Genomic DNA, 24,155 nt, shown 5'->3' with positions numbered 1-24,155 from the left:
GTCAGGCCGGCTGGCCGCTCAGCCACGTGTGCAGGGCGGTCAGGCCGGGTCTTCGGCCCTTGTCGCCGAGCCGGTCGAAGACAGCTCTCAGCAGTTCCGGTCGCCGGTAGGAGAACGCCGCCGCACCCATGTGCGCGTGCAAGGCGACGGCGGCCGCGGTCCACTCGCGATCGTCGTCGGGGAAGGGCACAAGGCGAAGGGCGGTCTCATGATCGCCGTCGAGAAGTGCGCACTCGGCCTCGGTCGCACGCGCGCGTCCCGCTTCACCCCAGGCGGCTTGCTCCTTGAGAAGCTCGGTCAATTCACTCGACGCGGATCCGGCCACGACGGTGGGTGGTTCGAAGGCAGGGACGGCGGCCCCCGCGGCCCAGGCAGCCGCGAGCGTGGCGACGTCGGCCGGCTCGGGACGGTGGTGGGCGAGACGCCAGGACACCTGTGCGGCGGCGGTGTAGAGCCGAACGGCCGTCGGCGTCGGCGTCTCGTCGCGCCACGTCGCGAGCGTGGCGTCCAGGGCGTCGAAGAAGACTTCGCCCACCGGGGTCAACTCGCCCGAGCTCAACAGTTGGTCGAGGGCGTAGTTCACCTGGTCACGCCAGGAGTAGTAGCGGAAGTCGGCGCCGTCCCGGCGTGACCGGCGGGCGCGCCAGAAGCCGGCCACTGCGGTAAAGGCATAGACGCCCTGCATCAGGGCCTCTGCCGGGCGTGGATCCGGCCGCCACGGGGCGTGGTAGCGTGCCCGGCCGCCAGCGGTGCAGAGGTCGACGAGGTCTAGCAGAGCGCCCAACTTCTCGTGCTGAAACTCGTGCACCATGAGTTCGGCGAGGGTCTGTGGATCGTCGGGTATCGAGAAGCCCAGAGCGCCGAAGCATCCGCGGGCGGAGGCGCTCACCTGAGACGCGCCGGCCGGGGCTCGCAGCGGCACCAGCGCACGGAGAGCAATCCGCATGCCCGCCGCGTGTATGGGCTGTTCGTCGTCCAGAATCTGCCAGGCTTCGCGTACCAGCCGGTCGAACCGGGCCGTGCCGGACGGGGGTAGCGAATTCAGCGGCGCCGCCGAAAAGCGGTCCCGGAGCGGGTCCGCATCGACGATTTCCAGCGTGTGGCCGGGCAGTTGGACGAGGTGGGCGGGACGCCAGCCGGCGCGGTTCTCGTCGCCGGGTACCGGCAGTTCGAGTGCTTCCCCGATCGTCACGGTGGTGCCGTCGCTCTGCACCGGCACCTGAGCTGGGCCGACGCCGATCGCCGTGCCGATCCGCGGAAGCACAAGATCTGGCCCGGCACAGGGGACGACTATCTCGAAGGGGAGGCCCGCCGAGATCGCGATGGCAGCGGCTAGCGACCCCAGACCTTCCGCAGCCCGGGCGGCGACCGGCTCCTCGAGGCGGCCACCGGTCAATGCGGGTACCAAGGTCGTGAACCAGGCACTAAGGAACGGATAGCGCAGCAGGTCGACTCCGGCGTGGGGAGACGCGCGATCTATCTCGATCACGAGCGAGAGAGCATCCTGGAGCGCGGCAGGCAGATAGTCCCGTCGTTCGGCGGCGGCGAGAAGGCAGAGGCGGCGGCCGGAGAGTTGTGCTTCGGTCAGCAAACCGATGGCGTCCGGTGAGCCGCCGCCCCCGGCCAGGCTGCGGAACTGTTCGTCGGTCAGCGCGTACTCCCGCACTCAGCGCTACCTTCCGAGAGCCTGGACAGCGTCGCCGACCCGGCCTCGAATGTGGGTGATCAGGTGGTAAAGGTCGCGGCAGTAGACCGACGGGTGGGCGAAGCCGAAGTCGGGGCCGAAACGGTGCGAATATTGACCACCTCCGCAGACAGAGGATATTGGGCATATCTGGCATCCGGATCCCAGGTTCTCGACCACCCGCCGGGTGGCTCGCACCGCGGGGTGACGTGCGGCTTCATCAAGGGAATGGAGGTGCACCGACATCCCCAGCGCGCCAAGGCCGGGAGCAGTGGTCTTCAGCGCATCGGTGACCTCGAGGCTCCCGTCGGTCTCCACCGTGATCGCCGCCGGCGAGTCAAGACCGACGGCCTCGGTGTCACTGGCGCCGCCGAGAGCAAGCATGACGATCGACTCGAACAGCCGGATTCCGGTCTCCCGGACCGGCGAGTCGAACCATCGATCGAAAACCTTGATGAGCCACTCGGCGTACGGCGTTGCCGCCGGATCATGGCCGGGCGGCCGGTGGACCCAGTTGGCCAGTGGGAGCAGGAGGTCGAGACTCGGCGGTTCGAGGGTCAGTAGGTCCTCGTACACCTGAATCGGGTCGTTGGCGAGGTCGACCGCGCAGAGCAAGCCGGTCCAGACGCCGTCGGCCGCGCGCAACCGCGCGATGCCGGCTTCGACAAGAGCGAAGCTGGGCCGTCCATCGGCGAAGCGGCGGTGTTGGTCGGTCGCGGCACGTCCACCGTCGAGGCTCACCCCGACGCCAACCTGATGTCGGCTGAGGACATCGAGGAGGTGATCGTCGACCAGGGTGCCGTTGGTCTGTAGCGTGACGTCGACCGTGGTATCCGCCGGGATGCCGCACCGCACCGCCTCGATGACGTCGGTGATCACTGACGGCCCGGCCAGCAACGGCTCGCCGCCGTGAAGGACCAGGAAGATCTTTTCGATTTGGTGGTCGCGGGCGTGGTCCCCGATGCGCGCCGCAAGGGCCGCGATCGTGCGCGCGCTCATGACCATGGGCCGGTCGCGCCAGCTCTGGTCGACGTGGTGATAGACGTAGCAGTAGTCGCACGACAGATTGCACCGGCTGTGTATCTTGACGACGAACTGCCGAAACGGCTCGACGGGTGCCGCCAGGTTCGGCCTCCTGCCAGGCATGCCCAGGTCGGTGGCAACCATGGGAGGTCAGGAGCGGCGCAATGGCGCGGCGTTGAAGGCGGCGACGCTCTCCTGCTTTCCGGAGGCGGCGCGCTCGATCACCCGGCGCAGGCAGTGACCGAGCGCCGTGTCGCCAGCTTCCCGCAGGGCCAGGAGTTGGTCGAGCGGCACGTCGGCCACGCGCACGAGTCCGGTCTCGATGGGCGTGGCGTTGGGTGGCGTCATCGCTTCTCGCTTTCGTCGCCTGTGCCGGGACGGGGATTTGGGCACACGGGTCGCCGGTGGGTCAACCAGCTTTTCGCGAAACGTACCGCTTCGCGAATTGAGAAAAGGTGACTCGTCGCTGCGCCGACCACCCCTCGACGTACAGAGCCGTCCTTATCGTACGCAGCCTCGTACGCGGCTCCCAGGTCACCGAAATCGTGATCATTGAGTGCGGTCGTTTCGTATCCTACCCACTCGCGTCCGTTTTCGGTTCGGACGACGGCGGTCAGCTGTACGACGGATGGGTTCGGCAGGCGTGACTCCGCGAGGTGGAATGCGGTGCATTTCTCGAAACCGACGCCGAGGAGCAGCACTCTTGCGTCAGCGCGCTCCAGAGCGACCAACGGCGAGCCGTCGCCGAGCAGGGATTCGAGGTCGTGCCGGGCCATCAGCGCCTCGGCCGCCGGACCGACCGCGGCGAACGAGGTCAGCGGGTGTCCGCTCCGGACGGAGCCCGGCCAGGTCCGGATTCGCTCCGCGAGCACGCCCATGCCGGCGCTGGGCGTCAGGTCCGGTTCGAAGGCGGGAAGGTGCGCACGAACCGTGTCCCACCACTCTTGCGGGACTACGCAGTGTGACCATCGGCTGGGATCGCGGTTATCCGGCGTCTGAGCCGGCACGACGATCGTCCCGGCCGGCCCGACCGCATCGATCAGTGCCTGGACCAGCACCGTGGCACCGCCACATATCCAACCGATCGACCGCAGCGAGCTGTGCACGAGCAGCACGTCACCGGACCGGACGCCGAGGCACGTGAATTCTCGCGTGAGTGATTCACGTGTCCTCGGTGGTCTGTCGGATGACATCATCACCGACTCCTTACTTGTTCTTGCCAAGCCCGTTCTCGCACTTCACGGCGATGCCTTTATCGTCGTTTACCCGACGGGTGCCGAGCCCGGTTCTGCCATCTCCACACACAAGTTGACGACTATTGGCATCGGGCCTTCCAATGGACTTCCAACATCTGGCAAAACTTGACGTCTGTTGGCGCACCACGCTGACGAACGGGGGCTGATTGTGGCGACGGCACCTAAGCCGGGCGCCGTCGCCGACGGTCCTATGGGCGATCTTCTAGGCGCCCTGCACGAGTTGTACCGTGCGGCCGGAAAGCCAGGCGCGCGGCGGATCAGCGCGGCCATCCGGGCCCGCGAGGACATGCGCGACACCGTCAGCCACGAGACGATCGGCGCCATGCTACGCGGCAGTGGCCTGCCGAAGTGGGTGAAGGTCGAATGCGTGGTCCGGCAACTCGCCGAGTGGTCGGTGACCGGACATGATCCCGATCAGGAGGTCCGTCGTTTCCACCAGCTCTGGCTGACGGCGGACGACGATCCCGGCACCGCCGTTCCGGACCGCGTGCGCAACGACTTCGTCGTCCAGCCCCGCCCGGTTCCGGCACCGCCGGTTCCGTCCGTGTCCACCGGCGCGATGCTGACGAATGTGCCCGCACCGGCCGGTCATTTCACCGGCCGCCAGGAGCTGCTCGCCGAGATCAGAGCCGTGCTGACCGGCCCCAGCCGGATGCCGCTGTCGCTGGTTGGCCTCGGCGGTGTCGGAAAGACCCAGCTCGCATTGCAGTACGTCAACCAGTGGGCAACCGAGTACGACGTGCTGTGGTGGGTGCCAGCCGAAGATCCCTCACAAGCGATAGCCGCCATTGCCGCCCTCGGCGAGCAATTGGGCATCAATCCCTCCAACGACATGCGGCAGACCGTGCGCGACGTGCTCACCGCGCTCGAAGCGAGTGCCCTGCGCTGGCTGATGATCTACGACAATGCCGATCAGCCGCAGGATCTGACTGCGCTCCTCCCAGCAGCGGGCGGTCAGGTACTCGTCACGTCGCGCAACTACGCCTGGGCGTCGGCGGCAGGGACTCCGTTCAGTGTTGGTGTCTTCTCCCGCGACGAGAGCATCGCCTTCATGCGCGAGTGGGGCGTTACCGCACCCGCCGACGACTGCGACACCCTTGCCGACCAGTTGGGTGACCTCCCGCTAGCCGTTGATCAGGTTTGCGCGATGCAGACCGCGACGGGCATGCCGCTGGGAGAGTACCTGCGATTGTTCGCCGAGCATCTCGACGAGCTGCTGGCGGCCGGGCTCCGGCCGGGCTCGCGGACCACAACCGTGGCCACGTTTGTCAACGTCGCCGCCGGGCGGCTCCGGTCGGAGTCCGTTGCGGCGTCGCAACTGCTGGAACTCCTGGCCTTCATGGCGCCCTCGCCGGTGTCGATCTATCTGCTGCATCGAGGGCGTGGCGCCGAGGTCACCGCGCCGCTCGGCCGCCTGCTCTACAACACCGGTGAGCTGAGCAAACTGGCGCTGCAACTGAGCCGGTACGGCCTCGCCCAGGTGAGTGACGATGCGCAGCAGATCCAGATGCATCGACTGGTGCAGCTCATGGTTCGGGAGGGCTTGAGCGAACAGTACGCCGACGTCCGTCGCCTCGACGTTCATCGACTGCTCGCTGCGGCCGGCCCCGGGAAGCCCAGCGACTCGAGCACCTGGCCGCAGCACGGTGAGATCGGTCCGCACCTGGTCGCTTCCGGCGCGATGTCTTCCACCGAGATGGCGGCGCGGGAGGGCGTTGTCGATCAGATCCGGTATCTGGAGCGGATCGGTGATTTCGAGGCATCCGCACGGTTGGGGCGGACCGCCGTTGACTCCTGGCGGGCAGATGGCGGGCTTGGGCCGGAGCACATGTTCACGATTCGTGCCACCCGCAATCTCGCGAACGCGCTGCGATCGCTCGGCTCGTACGATGAGTCACGCAATATGATTGTGGACCTGATGGACCTGCTCCGGGGTAGTGACAACTACGGCCCGGATCATCCCGAGACTCTCGCGACGGCTGCCGTCCTGGCGTTCTACTTGAGATTCGCGGGGGAGTTTCAGGAGGCCTTGGCAGAGGACAGTCGTCGAGTCGAGGTCCTGCGACGGTTACATGGTTCTGAGGACACACGCACGACCGATGCCATCGGCAACCTCGCGATCAATCTCAGATGGCTCGGCGACCCAGCGGCTGCTCTTGAACAAGACGCGGCGCTGGTGAGGACGCTCAGCAAGATTGTCGGTCCGGGGAACGAGCGCACGCGTGTCGCCGCCCGAAACCAGGTGTGGGACCTGCTCGGTCTGGCGCGGTTCGGCGAAGCGGTCGGCTTTCAGCGCCGGAACATTCCCCGCCATAACGCCAGTGACATCGTGCTGGCTGAGCGGGCGGTCGCCGTTGGGTTGAGGAAACTCGGGCGGTTTGACGAAGCGCTGCAGACCGCTGCCGACGTTTATCGCACCTGCCAAAACCGATACGGGCCCGACAACCACCTGACCCTGGCATCGATCATGACCTATGCAAATACGTTGCGTTCCGTCGGGGACGGAATGGGTGCCCGACGGCTGGCGACCGAGGCGCTCGACCGGTACCGACGGCTGTTCGGGCCGCAGAATCCGCTCACCCTCGCCGCCTCGACGAATCTGGCCGTCGTGTTACGAACGCTGGGCCAATGGCGGGAGGCGCACAACATCGACGAGCTGACGCACGAGCAGACGGCACGGAAGCTCGGGCCTGATCATCCGCATACGCTGGTCACCGCGATCGGGCTCGCCAGCGATATGGCGCACCACCACCTCGATAAGGAAGCCATCGCCCTGGGTGCCGAGACCCTGGATCGCTTACGGCAGATTCGGGGCGACGAGCATCCGGAGACCTGGATGTGCGCCGCGAACCTCGCGCTCGATCGGGAGGCGTCCCGGCGGGAGGTCGCCGACCGGCTTGCCGCGCTGCTGGGGGCCGATCATCCCGACGTCCGGGCCGCTGTCGCCGGGAAGCGGCTGGAATGCGACATCGAACCGCCGCCGACCTAGGCGTCTCTCGCCGTGACCGCCGGTGGCCGGTCCCGCACCACGTCCCACACCGCCTTGCCGCTGGCCAGGTAATCGCGGATCCACTTCGACGTGTGCAGCGTCCACGAGCAGTGGCACGGCGCCACCACGCCGTCGGCGTCGATGTCCAGGTGGCGGCAGAGCGTCACGGCGCGGTCGACGTGGTAGGACTGCGTGACCACCAGGGCGCGCCGCACTCCGAAGACGTCGCGGGCGCGGATGCACGAGTCGTAGGTGTCCAGGCCGTAGGGGTCCTGCACGATGCGGTCGGCGGGCACGCCCAGCCCGACCAGGTAGCCGGCCATGGTCGCCGGTTCGTCGCCGGAATCGCCGTGGCCGTCGCCGGAGACCAGTAGCGTCCGGGCCTGGCCGCCGGCCACCAGTTGCGCGGCGGCTTCGAGCCGGCCGGCCAGGCGCGGCGACGGTTTGCCGTCCACCACCTCGGTGCCGAGCACGATCGCGACGTCGGCGACGGGTGCGTCACTCACCGCGTACACATGGCCTCGGGCGGAAAGCGAGGTCCACGCCCAGGGTGAGCTGACAAAGATCGCCGTGGCGATAGCTGCGACGCAGGTCAGGCGTTTGATCTTCATGACGGAGCCGAGCGTAGCCGCCGCGCGCGACCGGCCAAACTGGTATACATCGATGCATGGGGAACGATGACTGACACCAATGTGCTCGCCGTTCAGCAATGGGTGAACGCTGCCTACCAGTCCGCGCCCGGTTACCTCCGCTGCCCGGAGGACGGCTCCACCGGCTGGGCGACCGTGCTCTCGCTGACCCAGGGCCTGCAGTTCGAGCTGGGCATCACGCCGACGGTGCAGAACTTCGGGCCGGGCACGTTCGCGGCGGTCAAGAAGCGCAACCTGCTGCCGATCGCCGAGACCAACGCCAACCTGATCCGCATCTACAACGCGGCGCTCTGGTGCAAAGGTTACTGGGCGTCGAGCGACCTCGGTGTGTGGAGCGACCAGTCGCAGTCCTCGCTGGCGCAGCTGTTCGAGGATGCCGGTCTCGTCTACGGCAGCCAGGCGTGGCCGCACATCTGCAAGGCCCTGATGCGGATGGACCAGTTCCGTCTCGTCGGCACCGGTGACCTCGCCGTGCAGCGGCTGCAGCAGCGGCTCAACTCGCGATACACGGTCGGCCTCGGCATTCCCGCGATGAGCCTGGTCCCGTGCGACGGCGTGCCCTCCCGCGACCTGCAGAACGGCCTGCTGATGGCGGTCCAGTTCGAAGTGGGCGTGGACCTCACCGCGATCAACGGCTATTTCGGGCCGGGCACCCAGGCCGGCCTGCGCAGCAAGGGCACAGTCGTGCCGCTCCCGGCCGACCTGCGTTACCTGTTCCGCTCGGCCTGTTACCTCAGCTCCCCGGTGCCGCCCGGCGTGGAATACGCCGCCGGCGACATCGACACCGGCGACGAGACGCTCACCCATCTGGCCTGGCTGCGCGCCTTCCAGCAGTTCACCCAGATCCCGCAGACCGCCACCAACGACTTCATCACCTGGGCCGAGCTGCTCGTCGCCAGTGGCGACACCAGCCGGCCGGGCACCGCCACCGACGGCATCGCCGAGATCACCGCCGAGCGGGCCCAGGCGCTCTACGCCGCCGGTTACCGCATCGTCGGCCGCTACCTCGACGAGCACCTGCCGCCCACCGACCCCTATTACCTGGGCAAGGCGCTCAAGCCGGGCGAGCCGCGCACGATCCTGGACGCCGGGCTCCGGCTGTTCCCGATCTTCCAGTACAACGGCACCGTTCTCGCCAACTTCACCTACGAGAAGGGATACGACCAGGGCGCCGTCGCCCACAACAAGTCGGTCGAGCACGGGCTGCCCGCCGGGACGTGCATCTACTTCGCGGTCGACTACGACGCTCTCGACGCCGATGTGGACACCAGCATCAAGCCGTACTTCGAGGGCGTGAAGGCGGCACTGGCCGCGGCCGGCAACCGCTACACGTTCGGCGTCTACGGCTCCCGCAACGTCTGCACCCGGGTCTCCCGCGAGATCGGCGCGACCTGGTCGCTGGTCGCCGCGATGTCCTGGCAATACTCCGGCAACCTGGGCGTGCGCATGCCGGAGAACTGGTCGTTCAACCAGATCCGGGAGTTTGACTTCCAGCCCGGCTGGGGCATCGACCACGACGTGTGGCGCGACGGCGGCGATCCCGGCGTTTCCACCCTCGACCAGACGATTCCGGAGGCCTGATCGTGGTTACCCGACGCACCCTGTTCGGCGCCGCTCTTGTCGCGGTGCCCGGCACGTCTGCCGCCGCCCGGACTTCGATGAACGGCTGGCGGATCGACCCCACCGAGGTGGCCGAGCACCGGATCGAAGGCTCCCGGGCATCGGCGACGCTGCGCACCGGCGCGGCCGCCGCCGTACTCCTGCATGTGGCTCGCCGTTGGCACTATGAAATCGCCCCGCTGGACACCGGCGAAGGCGGCGGCATCGCCGCCTTCACGACCGACCGCACGCTCGGCCCGGCATTCGAGTCGGCCTACCTTTCCGGTACGGCGATCGCCCTCCACCCGCACGCCTATCCGCTCGGCGGCAGCGAGCGACTGTGGCCGCACCAGGAGGCGATCGTCCGCGACATCCTGGCCGACCTGTCCGGAACCGTGGCCTGGGGCGGCGATCTGACGCCCGCGAAGGTCGGCCACTTCCACATCGCGGTCGCCCCGGACAGCGAGGTTCTCCAAGAGGTGGCCGCGCGCGTCGACACCAGCCGCCCGTTGCTGGTGAAGGCACAGACCGCCGGAGCGGTAGCGGACCCGGCTAGTCGCTGAGCCGGCTACTCGTTGGGCCGGCCGGGGTGATCGCCCAGCAGCGCGGCGCCCAGCGGGGTGATCGTGTGCAGCACCGCCTTGCCGACCCGGCTGGTGTGGATCAGCCGGGCCTCGCGCAGCACCGCCGTGTGCTGACTGACCGAGGCCGCGCTCACCCCGACCCGGCGGGCCAGCTCGGAGGTGGTGCTGCCGTCGCCGATGGATTCGAGCACCGACGTGCGGGTCTGCCCGATGAGTGCGGCCACGGCGTTCGCCGGCATCTTCCGGTCGGCGACCACCCCCGGGTCGCGCGGCACCGGGTAGACCAGCACGGGCGGCAGCGACGGGTCGCGGAGAACGTCGGGCTGACCCCAGGAGAAGTACGACGGGACCAGCCACAGACCGCGCCCGTCGAGCGAGATGGTCTGGTCGAACGGGGTGGCCACCTCGAGGACCGGCGAGTTCCACTGCATCATCGGCCGGAAGCTGCCGAGCAGCCCCTCGTAGCCGTGGTCGAGCAGCGCCCGCGCCCGGCGGGAGCGGTCGGCCTCGACGTGCGCCTGCGCCACGGCCCAATAGGGCTCGACCACCGCCTGGTAATGCGAGTGCATGGCGCCGGCGAGGCGCTGCAGCGCGGGCCGGTCGCCCTCGGCGAGCTGGCGCATCCACGACGGGGTGGGCTCACCGAGCCGGGCCAGCTCGACCATGTCGTGCTTGAGCCGGGTCTTCGGGGTGGACAGCAGCGCCTCGATGCCGTCGGCCATGCCCTGCCGGCCCTCGGCCGGGGTGAGGAAGTCGGGATAGTAACGACCGCGGATCAGCGGAAGCAGAATGTCGAGGTCGGCCCGGCGCACGGCCCGCACGGCTCGTTCGCGCCACGGCCCGTAGATCGGGGCCGGACCGGGTCGCTGGAGCCGGAACACGCTGAACACCGTCTCCCACATCGGATCCGGCTCACCGGCGATCCGGACGCGGCCGACGTCCTGCGGCGTGAAGATGATGCGCAACACCCGGCAACATTACTCGGGGGTAGCGAGCAGCAAAAATGCCGAGCCGCCGCCGCACGTGCCCCGGCCATGACGGTCCCCCGTATTACCCAACCGCCACCGCCGCGAGCTCGCCCGGTGGCCGGCTCGACGAGACGACCATCCCCGGATCAGGGCGGCGGCAACAAGACATTTAACGCCTCGCTGAATAGTTAACACTCTGAACTGTACGGTTTCGTAGGCTTCCGATGGCCGATGTCCGTTCCCAACGGGGGAGCCCCACATGTCAACCGCGATGATCTACGCAGAGTTCGCGGCCCGGGAGGCCCACGACGTCTCCCCGGCCTACGAGAACCTCTCCATCGCCGTCTCGCACGACCCGGAGGTGCTGGCCCGGCTGGACACGCTGCCGCCGGCCAAGAGGCAACCCAATCTGCTGTACGCGGTGGTCACCTACCTGGGCGGCCCGGTCACCGACCCGCCCGCGTTCCTCGACTTCGTGCGCGCGAACTGGCCGCGGATAGAACCGGAGATGCGCACCCGAGCGACCCAGACCAACGAGGCAGGCCGCTGCGCGCTGCTGCTGCCGGTGCTGGCGGCGTTGCCCCAGCCGCTGGCGCTCCTGGAGATCGGCGCCTCGGCCGGCCTGAACCTCTACCCCGACCGATACGCCTACCGCTATGGCGGGGCCACCCTGGGCGACAGTCCGGTGGACCTCGACTGCGACCTGACCGGCCACCAACCGCCGGCAGCGTTGCCCGAGGTGGTGTGGCGGGCGGGCCTGGACCTGAACCCGCTGGACATCACCGACCCGGCCGACGCCCGCTGGCTGGAGTCCCTGATCTGGCCCGAACACCACCACCGCCGGGCCCGCCTGCGCGCCGCCGCCCAGATCGCGGCGGCCGACCCGCCCCGGCTGCAACGAGGCGACCTGGTCGACGACCTCCCCGCCCTGGCCGCCCAGGCGCCGACGGACGCCACGCTGGTCATCTTCAACACGTCGGTGCTCTACCAGGTGCCGCCGGCCCGGCGGCAGGCATTCACCGATCTCGTACGCACCCTGCCCGGCCACTGGCTCTCCGTGGAAAACCCGGCGACTTTCCAGTACGCCGAAATCCCGCCCCCGCCAGCCGAAACCCTCTACAACATCATGGCCCTGGACGGCCGCCCCCTGGCCTGGACCCGCCCCCACGGCCAGGCGATGACCTGGTTCGCCCCGGCCTGACCGCGAGCAGGAGTGCAGCGAGAGCGGCACGATGTTGCGCTATGTTCCTGCGCATGCCGTCACCCGCCGTCGAGGAACGTCACGCTACCTGGTTGGAGCTCTTCTTCGACCTGGTCATCGTCGTGGCCGTCGCGCAGCTGGCCCATCTTCTGCACGACGGCCCCGGGCTGCGCGAGGTGTTCCTCTTCGTCGTCTGCTACTACGCGATGTGGAGCGTGTGGACGTCGTTCACCCTCTACGCCAACGTCTCCGGTGACCTGACCCGGGTCCGGTCGATGCTGCTGGCCATGTTCGGCATCGCCATCATGGCCGCGGCCGTGCCGCAGGTGCTGCACGGCGAACCGAGGTGGTTCATCGCGGCGTACGTCTATTGCCGCCTGATGGGCGCCGGCTCCTGGAAGCGCACCAGCCGCATCATGACCGAGTGGCCGGGCGTGCAGCAGGCGGCCGGCGTGATCCCGTGGATCGCGTCGATGGGCTTCCAGCCGCCGGTGCGTTACTACCTGTGGGCGGCCGGCATCGTGCTCGACGTCGTGGTGTCGGTGGTCAAGTCCCGGCACCCGGAGCAGTTGCTGGCCGAGGAGCAGCGGGAGCGCGAGGAGGCGCAGCGCAACCACATGCGGCGGATGCGGTGGCTGCGCCGGCCGTCGACCGAACCGGCGCCGCCCCCGTTGCAGGCGGCCCGGCCCGACCGGCCGCACCTGGGCGAGCGCCTCGGCCTCTTCGTGATCATCGTGCTCGGCGAGGCGGTGGCGCAGCTGATCGACGCCGCGTCCGAGGTGGAGCACTGGGAGCGCGGCCTGATGGCGGCGCTGGTCGCGGGCTTCGGCCTGCTGGTCGCGCTGTGGTGGCTGACTCTCCGGTACGGCGCGGGCGGCGCCCCGACGTACGGCACCCGGGTCTTTGCCCTGCGTCTCACCATGCCGGCGCATTACCTGATGACCGGCTCGATCGTCCTGATCGCGGCCGGGCTCGGCGTCCTGGCCGGGCATGCCGACGAGCCGATGCCGGAGGCCAACCGCTGGGTGCTCTGCAGCGGCGCGGCGCTCTACTTCCTGACCGTCAGCCTGCTCGGCGCCCGCGGCGGCGCGCCGATCGCCTGGATCGCCGGCTGGGGCCTGCCCGCGGTCCTGGCGTCGGTGCTGCTGGGCCTGTTCGGCGGCTCGCTCCACGGCTGGGCGCTGGCCGCGATCCTGTTCGCGGTCGCGGGGTGGCACGTGCTCTACCGCCGGAACGCGGAGGAGACGCAGCCGGAGGCGGAGAAGGTAGTGGCCGAGAGCTAGAGCCTCGCCAGCAGGCCGTCGACCAGCAGCTGCAGCATCCGGCCGGCCTGGGCGACGTCGGCCGCGGTCAGCATGATGCCGGCCATGCTGGCCGAGACGTCGGCCGGCTCGACGTCGGTGCGCAGGCTGCCGTCGGCCCGCCCGGCTTCGAGGATGGTGGCGATCGCGCCGTTGAGCCGCTCGCGGGTCTGGCCGGAGGTGATCGCGCCGCTCGCGATCACCGCCCGCAGCGCCTCGGCCATCCCGTGCTTGGTGGCGACGAAGTCCTGGTAGCGACGCATCCACTCGCGCATGGCGGCGGCCGGCGGATGCTCGGCCACCAATTGCTCGGCGACGGCGCAGAGCCGGGTGAGCTCGCTGCGGTAGACCTCTTCGACCAGCGCTTCGCGGGACGGGAAGTTGCGGTAGAGCGTGCCGACGCCGACCCCCGCCTCCTGGGCGATGGTCTCGATCTTGACCGGCTCGGGGCCGCCGGCAGTGAGAGCGCGGGTGGCGGCGTCGATGATGCGCTGCCGGTTGCGCTGCGCGTCCCGGCGCGCGCTGGGGCGTGGCTCGGAAACTTTCCCCACCTCCGAAAAGCGGAATCGATTCCGCTTCTGCTACGGTCGAATGAAGCTAAGCGGAATCGGTTCCGCTTAACCCATCGTATCGGGAGGTCAGATGTACGGGAAACTTGGCGACCACGAGGTCCTGCGAGTCGGCTTCGGCGCCATGCAGCTGGAACACGGCGATCCCGCCGATGCCGTCAAGGTCCTGCACCGGGCGATCGAGCTCGGCGTCAACCACCTCGACACCGCCCAGTTCTACGGCCCGGGCACGGTCAACAGCCTGATCAAAACCGCCTTGCATCCGTACGCCGCGGATCTGCAAATCGTCACCAAGGTCGGCGCGGTCACCCATCCCACCGAGCGCCTGGCCGCCGCCCAGAAACCGGCGGAGTTGCGGGCACAGGTCGAGCAGAACCTGCGCGCCCTCGACACCGACCACCTCGCGGTGGTCAACCTCCGCCGGGCGGACATGGCGCCCGGCATCGTCGCGACCGGCGACCAGGCCGTCGACCTGGACAGCCAGCTCGCCGAGCTGATCGCGCTGCGCGACGCGGGCAAGATCGGCGGCATCGGCCTGAGCCACGTCAGCCTGGCCCAGCTGCGCCAGGCGCTCCCGGTCGGCATCGTCTGCGTGCAGAACCTCTACAACGTCCTCGACCGCGGCCACGAGGACCTGCTGGTCGAGTGCGCCCAGCACGGCATCGCCTGGGTGCCGTTCTTCCCGCTCGGCTCGGCCTTCGACGGGTTTCCCAGCGTGTCCGGCAACCCGGTGGTCATCGCGCACGCCGAGCGCCTCGGCATCACCCCGGCCCAGGCCGGCCTGGCCTGGCTGCTCGGGCACAGCCCGGTCACCCTGCTGATCCCCGGCACCCGCGACCTCGCCCACCTGGCCGACAACGTCGCGGTCGCCCGGATCGAGCTCGACCAGGAAGCGACAACCGCCTTCGACAGGCTCTAATGTCGGCCGCATGCTGACGCCGCTGATCGTCGCGCCGATGGCCGGTGGTCCGACCACCCCCGAGCTGGTCCTCGCGGCCGCCCAGGCGGGGGCGACCGGGTTCCTCGCGGCCGGCTACAAGACGCCGGAGGCCGTCGAGGCGGAATTGCGGGCGGTCGCCGGGCAGCCGTACGGGCTGAACATCTTCGTCCCGATGCCGCCGCCGGCCGATCCCGCGCCGATCGAGCGTTACCGGCAACTGCTGCAGACCGAGGCCGACCGGTACGCGGTGGACCTGCCCCCGTTGCGCCTGACCGACGACGACCACTACGCGGCCAAGGTCGAGCTCGCGATCGCGTACCGGGCGCCGCTGGTGAGCTTCACCTTCGGCGTACCGGATCCGGCTCTGGTCAAGGCTCTGCGCGCGGCCGGCAGCGGCGTGCTCATCACGGTGACCTCGGCCGATGAGGCCCGCGCCGCGCTCGTCGCGCAACCCGACGCCCTGATCGCGCAGGCCGGCTCGGCCGGCGCGCACTCGTCCACCTTCCACCCGGCGGGTTATCGCGGCGCCACCACCGCGCCCGAGGTCCTCGCCGCCGTCCGGGCGGTGGCCGGGGTGCCGGTCGTCGCGGCCGGCGGCGTCGGCGCCGCCGCCGAGGTGCGGGCCCTGCGCGACGCCGGCGCCACGGCCGTGCAGTGCGGCACCGCGTTCCTGCTCGCCGACGAGGCCGGCACCCGGGCGGCCCACCGCGCCGCCCTGCTCGCAGGCGGCCACCGGGAGACCGTGGTGACCCGGGCGTTCACCGGCCAGCCGGCCCGCGGCCTGCGCAACCGCTTCACCGACACCTACTCCGACCGGGCCCCGATCGGCTATCCGGCGATCCACCATCTGACCGCGCCGATCCGCGCCGCGGCCGCCGCCCGTGGCGACGCGGAGGCCCTCAACCTGTGGGCCGGCACCGGTTTCGCGGCGGCCCGGCCCGGCCCGGTGGCCGCGATCATCGACGCGCTGAATTAGTTCGGGACGGCTGACAACCGCCCGGTCCGCCGCCCCCGTCCAAGGAGTGACGGAACCTACGGAGGGCTGGGCGATGCGGGATGGTGCGCATGAGGACTACGTGGAATACGTCGCGGCGAAGATTCCCGCGCTGCGGCGACTCGCGTACGTCCTGGCCGGCGACCCACATCGCGCCGACGACGTGGTTCAGCAGACCATCACCACGCTGTACGTGAAATGGCGGCGGGCGCGGACCGCCGACAACCTCGACGCGTACGTGCGAACCATGCTGGTGCGCACGTTCCTGGACGAGAAACGGCTGGCGTGGGCGCGGGTCCGGCTGTTCCGCGAGCTGCCCGAGCCGCCGCCGTTCGTCGACGGCGGCGCCGAGGACCGTCAGGTTGTCCGGGCCGCGCTGGCCGAGGTGCCCCCGCGGCAGCGAGCCGTGCTGGTGCTGCGGTTCTTCTACGACCTGCCGGTCGAGGAGGTGGCCGCCGCGCTCGGCTGCTCGGCCGGCACGGTGAAGAGCCAAACCGCACGAGGGCTCGCCACGCTGCGCCGCCTGCTCGGCGAGCGCGAACCCGCCCTGAAGAACTGATTCGCCTCGAAGAACTGAGAGGAGCTGACACATGCCTACCGAGATCGAACTGCTGCGGTCCCTCGACGACGAACCGCCCGCTCCCTCGACCGTGGACATCGACCGTGCGATCAGGTCCGGGCGCCGCCGCAACCGGCGCCGGGGCCTGGGGTACGCCGGTGTCGCGGCCCTGACCGCGCTGGCCGTCACCGGGGTGGCAGTGGCGAACGCGAGAACGACCAAGACGCCGGCGCGCCCGGTGGCGACCGCGAAGCCGTCGGTCAAGCCGAAACCCGCGTACACGATCCCGGGCACCCCCGGCTGGTCGGTGACCGCCGCGATCGCGCCGACCAGTTGCACGCTCGAGCATCTGCCGGTGCCCGCGAAGGAACCGATGGCGCTGGTCTCGGCGGGCGACCCGACCGGGCAGTACCTGGTCGGGCGCACCTATCCGAAGGGCGGCGGCTACCAGGCGGTGATCTGGCACGCCGGCACGGTGCGGAAGGTGATGCTCCCCGGCGATTCGGAGGAGTCGCTGCGCGGGGTCAACTCGTCCGGCGCCGCGGTCGGCTGGAGCTACACCGACGACGGACAGCAACTGCCATTTGCGTACGTCAATGGCAAGGTTCTGAAGCTTCCCGGGGTCAAGGCCGGCAGCGCCGAGGCGATCAACGACGCCGGGGCGATCGCCGGCTCGGACCTGACCGCGGGCGACCCCGGCTCGCACGCGGTGGTCTGGCCCTCGGCGACGGGGCAGCCGATCAGGTTGCCGGTGCCGGCCGGAGTGAAGGCGTCGACGGCCGACGACATCGACGAGGACGGCACCACGGTCGGCAACCTCGACCTGAAGACGCCGTACGTGTGGTTCGCCGACGGCACCCACCACGCGCTGACCCTGCCGACGTATCAGGGCAAGAAGGCGCCGAGCGCCCGGGTCTTCTCGATCCGCAACGGGGTGGCGACCGGCGTGGCCGACGAGTCCGAGAGCAAGGACGGCCGCGACGGCAAGTTGTGGGCGGTCAAGTGGAACGTGCGCACCGGCGAGGCCACCGTCTCCGACCGGTTCGACATGAGCTCGGACGCGATCAACGCCCAGGGCTGGGAGGTCGGCATCGACAAGAAGGGCTACGCGATCCTGTACGCCGACGGCCGAGCCGTGCCGCTGCCCATGCTGGCTGACCACAAGCCGGGCAACCTGACCAACATCGCCAACTCGATCAGCGACGACGGCCGGACCATCGGGGGTCAGTCGGACGACGCGAAGGATGTCATCCAGGCGGTGGTCTGGCACTGCAAGTAGTTGTAGGGCACAGCAGCTGCTCAGGGGCCTCACAGGAAGTCGACGCACAGTAGAGGAGCTACCCCGCTCGGTAACTGGAGGAACGATGCTCGCCCTGCTCAGCCTGCTGTTGCTGCTGTTCCAACTGGCTCTCGTGGTGCGCGCGATCATGGACTGGTCCGTCGCGCTGGCCGGCCCGACTTCGTCCGGATCTTTCCGGTACAAATTGACCCGCGGGGTAACGGTGATCACCGAGCCGGTCCTCGCTCCGGTGCGCCGGGTGATCCCGCCGCTGCGTCTCGGCGGCATGGCAATCGACCTGGCCTTCATCATCGTCTTCTTCGCGGTGGTGCTGATCCGTTCCCTGATCGCCTGAAAAAGCCCATTCTGGATCCATGACTGTCACCTTCACCGCTGACGACTACGCCCACCGGATGCGGCGGACTCTCGAGTCCGCCGCATCCGCCGGTTTGGCCGGGGTGCTGGTCGGCATCGGCCCCGACCTGGCCTGGCTGACCGGTTACCGGCCGACCGCGGTGACCGAGCGCCTGACTCTGCTCGTGCTCACCCCCGACCAGCCGCCGACGCTGATCGTCCCGGCCCTCGAACGGCCGGACGCGGCGGCCGCCCCCGGCGCGCCCGCGCTGACCCTGCTGGACTGGTACGACGCGAGCGACCCCTACCGGGTGGTCGCGCCGCTGCTGCGCCCGGCCGGCCGCTACGGCATCTCCGACTCCACCTGGGCGATGCACCTGATCGGCCTGCAGGAGGCGCTGCCCGGCACGACCTACCACGCGTTGTCGGTGTGCCTGCCGATGCTGCGTGCGGTCAAGGACGAGCACGAGCTGACCCGGATGGCCGCGGCGGGCGCGTCCGCCGACGCCGCCTACGGCGAGATCCTCGGCGCGCGTTTCGCCGGCCGCCGGGAGACCGAGGTCGCCGCCGACCTGGCCGCGCTGCTCCGGAAATTCGGCCACGAACAGGTCGATTTCACCGTGGTCGGCTCCGGCCCGAACGGCGCGAACCCGCACCACGAGGCGGGCGACCGGGTCATCGAGAACGGCGACGCCGTGGTGCTCGACTTCGGTGGCCTGCTCGACGGCTACGGCTCCGACACCACCCGCACCGTCACCGTCGGTGAGCCGGGCGACGAGGTCCGCGAGGTGCACGCGATCGTTCGCCGCGCGCAGCAGGCCGCGTTCGAGGCGGTCCGCCCGGGCGTCCCGTGCGAGGAGATCGACTGGGTGGCCCGGCAGGTGATCCGCGACGCCGGCTACGGCGAGTTCTTCATCCATCGCACCGGCCACGGCATCGGCGTCACCACCCACGAGCCGCCGTACATGGTGGCGGGGGAGAAGCAGCCGCTGGTCCCGGGCATGTGCTTCTCGATCGAGCCCGGCATCTACCTGCCCGGCCGGTTCGGGGTGCGGATCGAGGACATCGTCACGGTCACCGCGGACGGCGGCCGCCGGCTCAACAACACCAGCCGTGACCTGGCCGTCGTCGCCTGAATCCTGAAGTCGGGCCGGGAGCTGCCGATGGACGGGCGTGACGTACCTCGCCCTGCCGCGCCCGCCCGGCTTCAAACCCCGGCATGCCCGGAAGAGCAACCCCATCCGGACGTACGCCACCGCAGGCGTGGCCGCCGTCGGGGTGGTGCTGGCCGTCGGCGTCTACCGCTCGGGAACCGGCACGGCGGCCGCCGCGCAGACCCGCACCGCGGTGCCGGTGACCGGCCAGGTCAGCGGCCTGACCTGCGCGAAAGCCACCTCCTTCGGCCACCCCGCGGGCACCGCCTGGAAGCTGACTTTCATGATCAGCAACCCGGACGCCGAGAAGGCCACCTACGACGTCCACTGGTCGCTGCTCGACTCGCACGGCGCCGGCATCGCGACCGGCGTCGCCACGGTCGCGGGCGTCCAGGCGCGATCCGTGACGACCCACTCCGGCGTCTACCACCTCGACAGCGGTGAGACCTCGGCCTCCTCGCAGGCGGTCCTCGGCGAGAAGATGACCTGCAAGCTGGGCCAGGTCCAGCGCCTGGCCGGCTGACTTTCCGGGCAAGAGAAAGCCCGCCGCGGCGCTGGGGTTCCGGGCGGGCTTTCTGGCTTGCGGTACGGCCCTAGGAAGCGGCCTTCGGCTGGGTCAGGTCGTAGACGGTGCTGCCGCCCACGGTCGTTGCCGTGTAGTTGTCCGCGACCCACTGGCTGATCGACTGGCCGCCGCTGTCGCCGCCGCGGCCACCGAAGCCACCGCCACCGCCCTGGCCGCCGCCGATGTAGTAGCGGACCGCGCCGGCCTTCACGTAGGCCTGGAACTCGGCGAGGGTCGGGGACGGGTCGCTGCCGGTGAAGCCGCCGATCGCCATGACCGGCCGGCCGCTGCCGAGCTGCAGCGGCGCCGCCTGCATCGAGCCGTTCGTGGCCGCGGCCCACCGGGTGTTCGTGGCCTTGAGCAGCGCCACCACCTCGGCGCTGGCACTCTGCCCACCACCGAAGCCACCACCGGTGCGGCCGCCACCAGCACCGTTGCCACCCGGGAAGCCCGAACCGTTGCCCGGCCCACCGTTGGCCTGCCCACCACCGTTAGTGCCACTATCGTTAGTGCCACTATCGTTAGTGCCACTAACGTTAGGCGGACTAACGTTAGTGCCACTATCGTTCGTGCCAGTGCCATTCTGACCGCTACCGGTCTGGCCACTGCCGTTCTGGCCGCCGGGTGCGTTGCCGCCGCCGGGGAAGCCGCCCTGACCGTTGCGGTCGCCGCCCGGGAAACCGCCGCCGTTGCGACCGCCTCCCGGTCCGCCGCCGAAGCCGCCACCGGTCGATACTCCCGAGGGCCCCGAGGTCGGAATCGACCCGCTGTGTGCGACCCCGGCCGTGCTGACACCCCAGGCGGCCGTGGCCGCTCCGGTAGCCGCGACGGCCACGGCGGCAACCGCCACCAAGCCGGCCCGGCGGAGCAGTTTCGCTGGGATGAGCAGCGCCGCGCCGGCCACGATCCCGGCGATCAGCACGAACCAGCGCAGCCCCGGCGCCCATGAGACCCGGCCGAGCAGCACGTAGTCCCAGACGCCGGTCACCACGACCATCGCGGCGAGTCCGACGCGGGCGAGGATGTTGTCCTTCCAGCCCCACAGCACCCGGGCGCCGATCGCGACCAGCGCCGCGATGCCCGGTGCGAGGGCGACCGTGTAGTACGGGTGCACGGTGCCGCTCATGAAGCTGAAGACCAGGCCGGTGACGACCGTCCAGCCGCCCCAGATGACGGCCGCGGCGCGGGTGCGGTCGGTGCGCGGGGCCCGTGCCGTACCGATCAGGAGTGCGACCAGCGCGATCAGCGCGGCCGGCAGCAGCCAGGAGATCTCCAGCCCGAAGCTGTCGCCGAACATCCGGGTGATGCCGGTCGAGCCCCCGAAGCCGCCACCGCCGCCACCACCGCCCCGGCCGCCGCCACCGCCACCGTTGCCCTCGCCGCCGAAGATCCGGCCGAGTCCGTTGTAGCCGATCGCGAGCTGCCAGAGCGAGTTGTTGGTGGAGCCGGCGATGTAGGGCCGCGAGTCGGCCGGCCACAGCGAGACCAGCAGCACCAGCCAGCCACCGGAGACGATCAGCGCGAGACCGCCGATGAGCAGGTCACGCAACCTCTTCCAGAACGAGGTGGGCGCGGCGATCAGGTAGACCAGCGCGAACCCGGGCAGGACCAGGAAGGCCTGCAGCATCTTGGTCAGGAAGCCGAAGCCGAGCAGCACCCCGACGAGCGCGAGCCACTTCCACGACGCGGTCTCGACGGCGCGGACGGTGGCGTAGGCCGCCCCGACCATCAGCAGCACGAGCAGCGCGTCGGGGTTGTTGAAGCGGAACATCAGCACCGCGACCGGGGTGAGCGCGAGCGTCAGGCCGGCGAGCAGGCCGGCCGCCGGGCCGAACCAGCGGCGCACCGCGGCGTAGAGCAGGGCCACACTGGCCACGCCCATCAGGGCCTGCGGCACCAGCATCGCCCAGCTGTTCACCCCGAAGATCCGCATGGACAGGCCCATCACCCACATCGCGGCGGGTGGCTTGTCGACGGTGATGGCGTTGCCCGCGTCGAGGGAGGCGAACAGCCACGCCTTCCAGGACTGGGAGCCGGCTTGTGCGGAGGCCGCATAGAACTCGTTCGCCCAGCCGGAGGCGGAGAGATTCCACAGGTAGAGCACCGCGGTGCCGGCGAGCAGCACCCAGAGTGCGGGCCGGGCCCAAACGGGATCGCCGAGCCAGGAGCGGCGCCGGGGCGACGGCGGCTGCTCCTGGTTCCCGACGGCCTGGGCAGGGTCGAGGGTCAACGTCATGGTTGCCACTTTTGCCCTGAGTGCTACGCGCTCTCTAGGAGCAGGCTGTGAGCACGCTGTAGATCTCTGCTGAGGTTACGCGGGGATTACGCCCGATTTGAGGACCCGTAACGCCGTCGAAACGGTCTCGGCCATCGCCGAGCGCGCCGAGGCCAGATATCGACGCGGATCGACCAGATCGGGCTGGTCGCCGAGGGTCGCCCGGACCGTCCCGGTGAACGCGGTGTTCAGCGCCGTCCCGATGTTGATCTTCGACATGCCGCCACGCACCGCCCGGGACAGCTCGTCGTCCGGCACCCCCGACGACCCGTGCAACACCAGTGGAACCGGCACCGCCGCGGCGAGCCGCCCGATCAACTCGTGGTCGAGGCGGGCGCTGCGGGTGGTCATCGCGTGCGACGAGCCGACCGCCACGGCGAGAGCGTCCACCCCGGTCGCCTCGACGTAGGCGGCCGCCTCACCCGGGTCGGTGCGTGCGCCGAATGCGTGCGCCCCACCCTTGCCGCCGATCTCGCCGAGCTCGCTCTCCACCCACAGCCCCACCGCATGGCAGCGGAGCACGGCCGCCGCGGTCGCGGCCACGTTCTCGGCATAGGGCCGGCGGGAGGCGTCATACATGACCGACCCGAACCCGTTGGCCGCCGCCTGCGCGAGCAACTCGTCGGATTCCACATGATCGAGATGCAGCGCCACCGGCACGCCGGCCGAGGACGCGATCGCCCAGGCGGCGGCCGCGATCGGCGCGAGCCGATCGTGATGAAACCGCACGGCGTTCTCACTGATCTGCAGAATCACCGCCAGCCCGGCAGCCTCGGCCCCGGCCACGATCGCCTCGGCATGCTCAATGGTGATGACGTTGAAAGCGCCGACCGCGCCGCCTGCCGCCCGAGCGGCCGCGACCAGATCACCGGTGGGTGCCAGCACGGAAACCTCCTGATGCAGATGCCGATACGGCGGCCTGTTCGCCGTGCGACGGTGTGGTTTGTCCGCTTGGTGGCGGCGTGCCCCGGCCGTCCGAAGGCGGCGTGACCCGGCCGTCCGAAGGCGGCGTGACCCGGCCGGCTGATGCCGGCGCGGCGGACATGGTGGCCAGGGTCTGCCGGTAGACCTCGGGGTCGAAGGCGCCGGCGACCGGCGCCGCGACGGCCGCCGCGCTGAGCGCGACGGCGTCGGCGAGAAGCGCCGGCCAGGGCGTGTGGTCACGCAAACCCCGGCTGAGCGCGGCGACGCACGCATCGCCGGCCCCCGTCGGGTTTCCGTCGAGCGGCACGGGCGGAGCGCACTCCCAGACCTCGTCGTTCGCGACGGCGATGAGTCCGGCCGCGCCTCGCGACACGACGACCGGGCCGGCCGCGAGTGCACGGACGGCCTCGAGGATCGCCCCAGCGCTCGAGGCAACGATTCCGGCACCGCCCGGCCCGGCCTGGGCGGCACTTGCCGCCGCCCCGCCGGGCGCGATGGCGGCCCCGCCGGGCGCGGTGGAGGCCCCGCCGGGCGCGGTGGAGGCCCCGCCGGGCGCGGTGGAGGCCCCGCCGGGCGCGGTGGAGGCCCCGCCGGGCGCGGTGGCGGCCCCGCCGGGCGCGGTGGAGGGCCGGCTGGGTGCGATGGCGGCGAGTTCGTCGGCGTTGGGCTTGGCCAGGGTCGGGCCGGCGAGCAGGCCGTGCCGCAGGGCCGGGCCGCTCGTGTCGAGCAGGGTGGGGACGCCGGCCTGTTCGGCGAGGGCGATCAGCGACGCGTACGCATCAAGCGGCACGCCCGGCGGAAGCGAACCGCTGAGCGCGACCACCGTGGCCGGCCCGAGCAGTTCGCGGAACTCGTCGACGAACAGCGCCCACTCGGCCGCCGTGACCGTGGGGCCGGGTTCCCAGAAGCCGGTGGCGTCGCTGCCGTCGACGACCGCGACCGTGCGGCGGGTCTCGCCGCCGATCCGCACGAAGCCGGCCGGCACGCCCTCGGCGCGCAGCAGTTCGGCGACCCGCGCGCCGGTCGCGCCGCCGAGCAGCCCGGTGGCGAGAACCGGCTCGCCGAGCGTGTGCAGGACGCGGGCCACGTTCAGGCCCTTGCCGCCGGGCCGCTCGGCCACGGTGGCGACCCGGTGGGTGCCGTGCGGCACGAGCGCGTCGACGGTGTAGGTGAGATCGAGGGCGGGGTTGAGCGTGACAGTGACGATCATGATAATTGCCCCGTCTCGGGCGAAATATTGACCGAACGTGCCTGTAGTAACCAGCGATCGGCTGGGTAGCGTGCTGC

Annotated in this window: 22 protein-coding genes; 12 read left to right on the top strand and 10 right to left on the bottom strand. The window is 70.3% G+C overall.

The window, feature by feature from the left end:
• Position 1: 1 nt before the first annotated feature.
• Genes AB0E90_RS41065 through AB0E90_RS41050 form a run of 4 tightly spaced genes read right to left on the bottom strand, consistent with a single transcriptional unit; the run spans position 2 to position 3,822 of the window.
• Positions 2-1,666, bottom strand: coding sequence for an HEXXH motif-containing putative peptide modification protein (locus AB0E90_RS41065; protein WP_360417721.1), 1,665 nt, complete (start codon positions 1,664-1,666; stop codon positions 2-4).
• A 6-nt stretch (positions 1,667-1,672) separates the two neighbouring features.
• The gene (locus AB0E90_RS41060; protein WP_360417720.1) at positions 1,673-2,830 is read right to left on the bottom strand and encodes an FxsB family cyclophane-forming radical SAM/SPASM peptide maturase; all 1,158 of its coding nucleotides are present in this window, start codon (positions 2,828-2,830) and stop codon (positions 1,673-1,675) included.
• 27 nt (positions 2,831-2,857) lie between these two features.
• The gene (gene fxsA, locus AB0E90_RS41055) at positions 2,858-3,055 is read right to left on the bottom strand and encodes an FxSxx-COOH cyclophane-containing RiPP peptide (protein WP_360417719.1); all 198 of its coding nucleotides are present in this window, start codon (positions 3,053-3,055) and stop codon (positions 2,858-2,860) included.
• Positions 3,052-3,822: an AAC(3) family N-acetyltransferase gene (locus AB0E90_RS41050; RefSeq protein ID WP_360417718.1), complete on the bottom strand. Its 771-nt coding sequence runs from the start codon at positions 3,820-3,822 to the stop codon at positions 3,052-3,054. The genes fxsA and AB0E90_RS41050 overlap by 4 nt, the downstream gene beginning before the upstream one ends.
• A 331-nt stretch (positions 3,823-4,153) precedes the next feature.
• On the opposite strand from AB0E90_RS41050, the gene fxsT reads away from it, so the two are divergent.
• Positions 4,154-6,952: an FxSxx-COOH system tetratricopeptide repeat protein gene (fxsT, locus tag AB0E90_RS41045; protein WP_360417717.1), complete on the top strand. Its 2,799-nt coding sequence runs from the start codon at positions 4,154-4,156 to the stop codon at positions 6,950-6,952.
• Here the strand turns inward: fxsT and AB0E90_RS41040 are convergent.
• Positions 6,949-7,563, bottom strand: a complete 615-nt coding sequence (locus AB0E90_RS41040; RefSeq protein ID WP_360417716.1) for an ElyC/SanA/YdcF family protein — start codon at positions 7,561-7,563, stop codon at positions 6,949-6,951. The two genes, fxsT and AB0E90_RS41040, sit on opposite strands and share 4 nt — an antisense overlap.
• A gap of 66 nt (positions 7,564-7,629) precedes the next feature.
• Here AB0E90_RS41040 and AB0E90_RS41035 point away from each other — a divergent pair, with 66 nt between their 5' ends.
• The gene (locus AB0E90_RS41035) at positions 7,630-9,183 is read left to right on the top strand and encodes a glycoside hydrolase domain-containing protein (protein ID WP_360417715.1); all 1,554 of its coding nucleotides are present in this window, start codon (positions 7,630-7,632) and stop codon (positions 9,181-9,183) included.
• A 2-nt stretch (positions 9,184-9,185) separates the two neighbouring features.
• The gene (locus AB0E90_RS41030; RefSeq protein WP_360417714.1) at positions 9,186-9,764 is read left to right on the top strand and encodes a hypothetical protein; all 579 of its coding nucleotides are present in this window, start codon (positions 9,186-9,188) and stop codon (positions 9,762-9,764) included.
• A 5-nt stretch (positions 9,765-9,769) separates the two neighbouring features.
• Here AB0E90_RS41030 and AB0E90_RS41025 read toward each other — a convergent pair whose 3' ends face one another.
• Positions 9,770-10,753, bottom strand: a complete 984-nt coding sequence (locus AB0E90_RS41025) for a winged helix-turn-helix domain-containing protein (protein WP_360417713.1) — start codon at positions 10,751-10,753, stop codon at positions 9,770-9,772.
• 259 nt (positions 10,754-11,012) lie between these two features.
• On the opposite strand from AB0E90_RS41025, the gene AB0E90_RS41020 reads away from it, so the two are divergent.
• Positions 11,013-11,954: a DUF2332 domain-containing protein gene (locus AB0E90_RS41020; protein WP_360417712.1), complete on the top strand. Its 942-nt coding sequence runs from the start codon at positions 11,013-11,015 to the stop codon at positions 11,952-11,954.
• 53 nt (positions 11,955-12,007) lie between these two features.
• Complete coding sequence (locus tag AB0E90_RS41015; RefSeq protein ID WP_360417711.1) at positions 12,008-13,237, top strand: low temperature requirement protein A; 1,230 nt, start codon at positions 12,008-12,010, stop codon at positions 13,235-13,237.
• Here AB0E90_RS41015 and AB0E90_RS41010 read toward each other — a convergent pair.
• Positions 13,234-13,806: a TetR/AcrR family transcriptional regulator gene (locus AB0E90_RS41010; RefSeq protein ID WP_360417710.1), complete on the bottom strand. Its 573-nt coding sequence runs from the start codon at positions 13,804-13,806 to the stop codon at positions 13,234-13,236. The two genes, AB0E90_RS41015 and AB0E90_RS41010, sit on opposite strands and share 4 nt — an antisense overlap.
• A 91-nt stretch (positions 13,807-13,897) precedes the next feature.
• On the opposite strand from AB0E90_RS41010, the gene AB0E90_RS41005 reads away from it, so the two are divergent.
• The 7 genes from AB0E90_RS41005 to AB0E90_RS40975 all read left to right on the top strand — a co-directional run bounded on the left by AB0E90_RS41005 (position 13,898) and on the right by AB0E90_RS40975 (position 19,627).
• Entirely contained in the window at positions 13,898-14,743 is an 846-nt protein-coding gene (locus tag AB0E90_RS41005) for an aldo/keto reductase (protein ID WP_360417709.1), read from the top strand.
• Between the two features lie 10 nt (positions 14,744-14,753).
• A complete protein-coding gene (locus tag AB0E90_RS41000; RefSeq protein ID WP_360417708.1) occupies positions 14,754-15,740 on the top strand; it encodes a nitronate monooxygenase in 987 nt (328 codons plus the stop codon).
• 73 nt (positions 15,741-15,813) lie between these two features.
• The gene (locus tag AB0E90_RS40995) at positions 15,814-16,317 is read left to right on the top strand and encodes a SigE family RNA polymerase sigma factor (protein ID WP_360417768.1); all 504 of its coding nucleotides are present in this window, start codon (positions 15,814-15,816) and stop codon (positions 16,315-16,317) included.
• Between the two features lie 31 nt (positions 16,318-16,348).
• Positions 16,349-17,596, top strand: a complete 1,248-nt coding sequence (locus tag AB0E90_RS40990) for a hypothetical protein (protein WP_360417707.1) — start codon at positions 16,349-16,351, stop codon at positions 17,594-17,596.
• 85 nt (positions 17,597-17,681) lie between these two features.
• The gene (locus tag AB0E90_RS40985; protein ID WP_360417706.1) at positions 17,682-17,951 is read left to right on the top strand and encodes a YggT family protein; all 270 of its coding nucleotides are present in this window, start codon (positions 17,682-17,684) and stop codon (positions 17,949-17,951) included.
• Positions 17,952-17,970: 19 nt separating this feature from the next.
• Positions 17,971-19,086, top strand: coding sequence for an aminopeptidase P family protein (locus AB0E90_RS40980; RefSeq protein ID WP_360417705.1), 1,116 nt, complete (start codon positions 17,971-17,973; stop codon positions 19,084-19,086).
• A gap of 37 nt (positions 19,087-19,123) precedes the next feature.
• Positions 19,124-19,627: a hypothetical protein gene (locus AB0E90_RS40975; protein WP_360417704.1), complete on the top strand. Its 504-nt coding sequence runs from the start codon at positions 19,124-19,126 to the stop codon at positions 19,625-19,627.
• Between the two features lie 70 nt (positions 19,628-19,697).
• Here the strand turns inward: AB0E90_RS40975 and AB0E90_RS40970 are convergent, their stop codons facing one another.
• From AB0E90_RS40970 to AB0E90_RS40960, 3 genes are all read right to left on the bottom strand, one after another.
• The gene (locus AB0E90_RS40970; protein WP_360417703.1) at positions 19,698-21,905 is read right to left on the bottom strand and encodes a glycosyltransferase family 39 protein; all 2,208 of its coding nucleotides are present in this window, start codon (positions 21,903-21,905) and stop codon (positions 19,698-19,700) included.
• A 75-nt stretch (positions 21,906-21,980) separates the two neighbouring features.
• Positions 21,981-22,829 carry a class II fructose-bisphosphate aldolase gene (locus AB0E90_RS40965; protein WP_360417702.1) on the bottom strand — a complete coding sequence of 283 codons (849 nt, stop codon included), beginning with the start codon at positions 22,827-22,829 and terminating at the stop codon, positions 21,981-21,983.
• A complete protein-coding gene (locus AB0E90_RS40960) occupies positions 22,810-24,078 on the bottom strand; it encodes a PfkB family carbohydrate kinase (protein ID WP_360417701.1) in 1,269 nt (422 codons plus the stop codon). Before AB0E90_RS40960 ends, AB0E90_RS40965 begins: the two co-directional genes overlap by 20 nt.
• Positions 24,079-24,155 lie beyond the last annotated feature (77 nt).

This window comes from Actinoplanes sp. NPDC026619 (assembly GCF_040638295.1).
Classification (GTDB): Bacteria; Actinomycetota; Actinomycetes; order Mycobacteriales; family Micromonosporaceae; genus Actinoplanes.
The sequence above is the reverse complement of the archived record's forward strand: the minus strand, read 5'-3'. Positions and strand labels throughout refer to the sequence as shown.

Bases quoted from the DNA above. Each gene is read 5' to 3' on its own strand.
- AB0E90_RS41015 (WP_360417711.1), top strand. From the start codon at position 12,008: ATGCCGTCACCCGCCGTCGAGGAACGTCACGCTACCTGGTTGGAGCTC.
- AB0E90_RS41005 (WP_360417709.1), top strand. From the start codon at position 13,898: ATGTACGGGAAACTTGGCGACCACGAGGTCCTGCGAGTCGGCTTCGGC.
- AB0E90_RS40960 (WP_360417701.1), bottom strand. From the start codon at position 24,078: ATGATCGTCACTGTCACGCTCAACCCCGCCCTCGATCTCACCTACACC.
- AB0E90_RS41035 (WP_360417715.1), top strand. From the start codon at position 7,630: ATGACTGACACCAATGTGCTCGCCGTTCAGCAATGGGTGAACGCTGCC.
- AB0E90_RS40985 (WP_360417706.1), top strand. From the start codon at position 17,682: ATGCTCGCCCTGCTCAGCCTGCTGTTGCTGCTGTTCCAACTGGCTCTC.
- AB0E90_RS41060 (WP_360417720.1), bottom strand. From the start codon at position 2,830: ATGCCTGGCAGGAGGCCGAACCTGGCGGCACCCGTCGAGCCGTTTCGG.
- AB0E90_RS40970 (WP_360417703.1), bottom strand. From the start codon at position 21,905: ATGACGTTGACCCTCGACCCTGCCCAGGCCGTCGGGAACCAGGAGCAG.
- AB0E90_RS40995 (WP_360417768.1), top strand. From the start codon at position 15,814: ATGCGGGATGGTGCGCATGAGGACTACGTGGAATACGTCGCGGCGAAG.
- AB0E90_RS40990 (WP_360417707.1), top strand. From the start codon at position 16,349: ATGCCTACCGAGATCGAACTGCTGCGGTCCCTCGACGACGAACCGCCC.
- fxsT (WP_360417717.1), top strand. From the start codon at position 4,154: ATGGGCGATCTTCTAGGCGCCCTGCACGAGTTGTACCGTGCGGCCGGA.
- AB0E90_RS41020 (WP_360417712.1), top strand. From the start codon at position 11,013: ATGTCAACCGCGATGATCTACGCAGAGTTCGCGGCCCGGGAGGCCCAC.
- fxsA (WP_360417719.1), bottom strand. From the start codon at position 3,055: ATGACGCCACCCAACGCCACGCCCATCGAGACCGGACTCGTGCGCGTG.
- AB0E90_RS41040 (WP_360417716.1), bottom strand. From the start codon at position 7,563: ATGAAGATCAAACGCCTGACCTGCGTCGCAGCTATCGCCACGGCGATC.
- AB0E90_RS40980 (WP_360417705.1), top strand. From the start codon at position 17,971: ATGACTGTCACCTTCACCGCTGACGACTACGCCCACCGGATGCGGCGG.
- AB0E90_RS41000 (WP_360417708.1), top strand. From the start codon at position 14,754: ATGCTGACGCCGCTGATCGTCGCGCCGATGGCCGGTGGTCCGACCACC.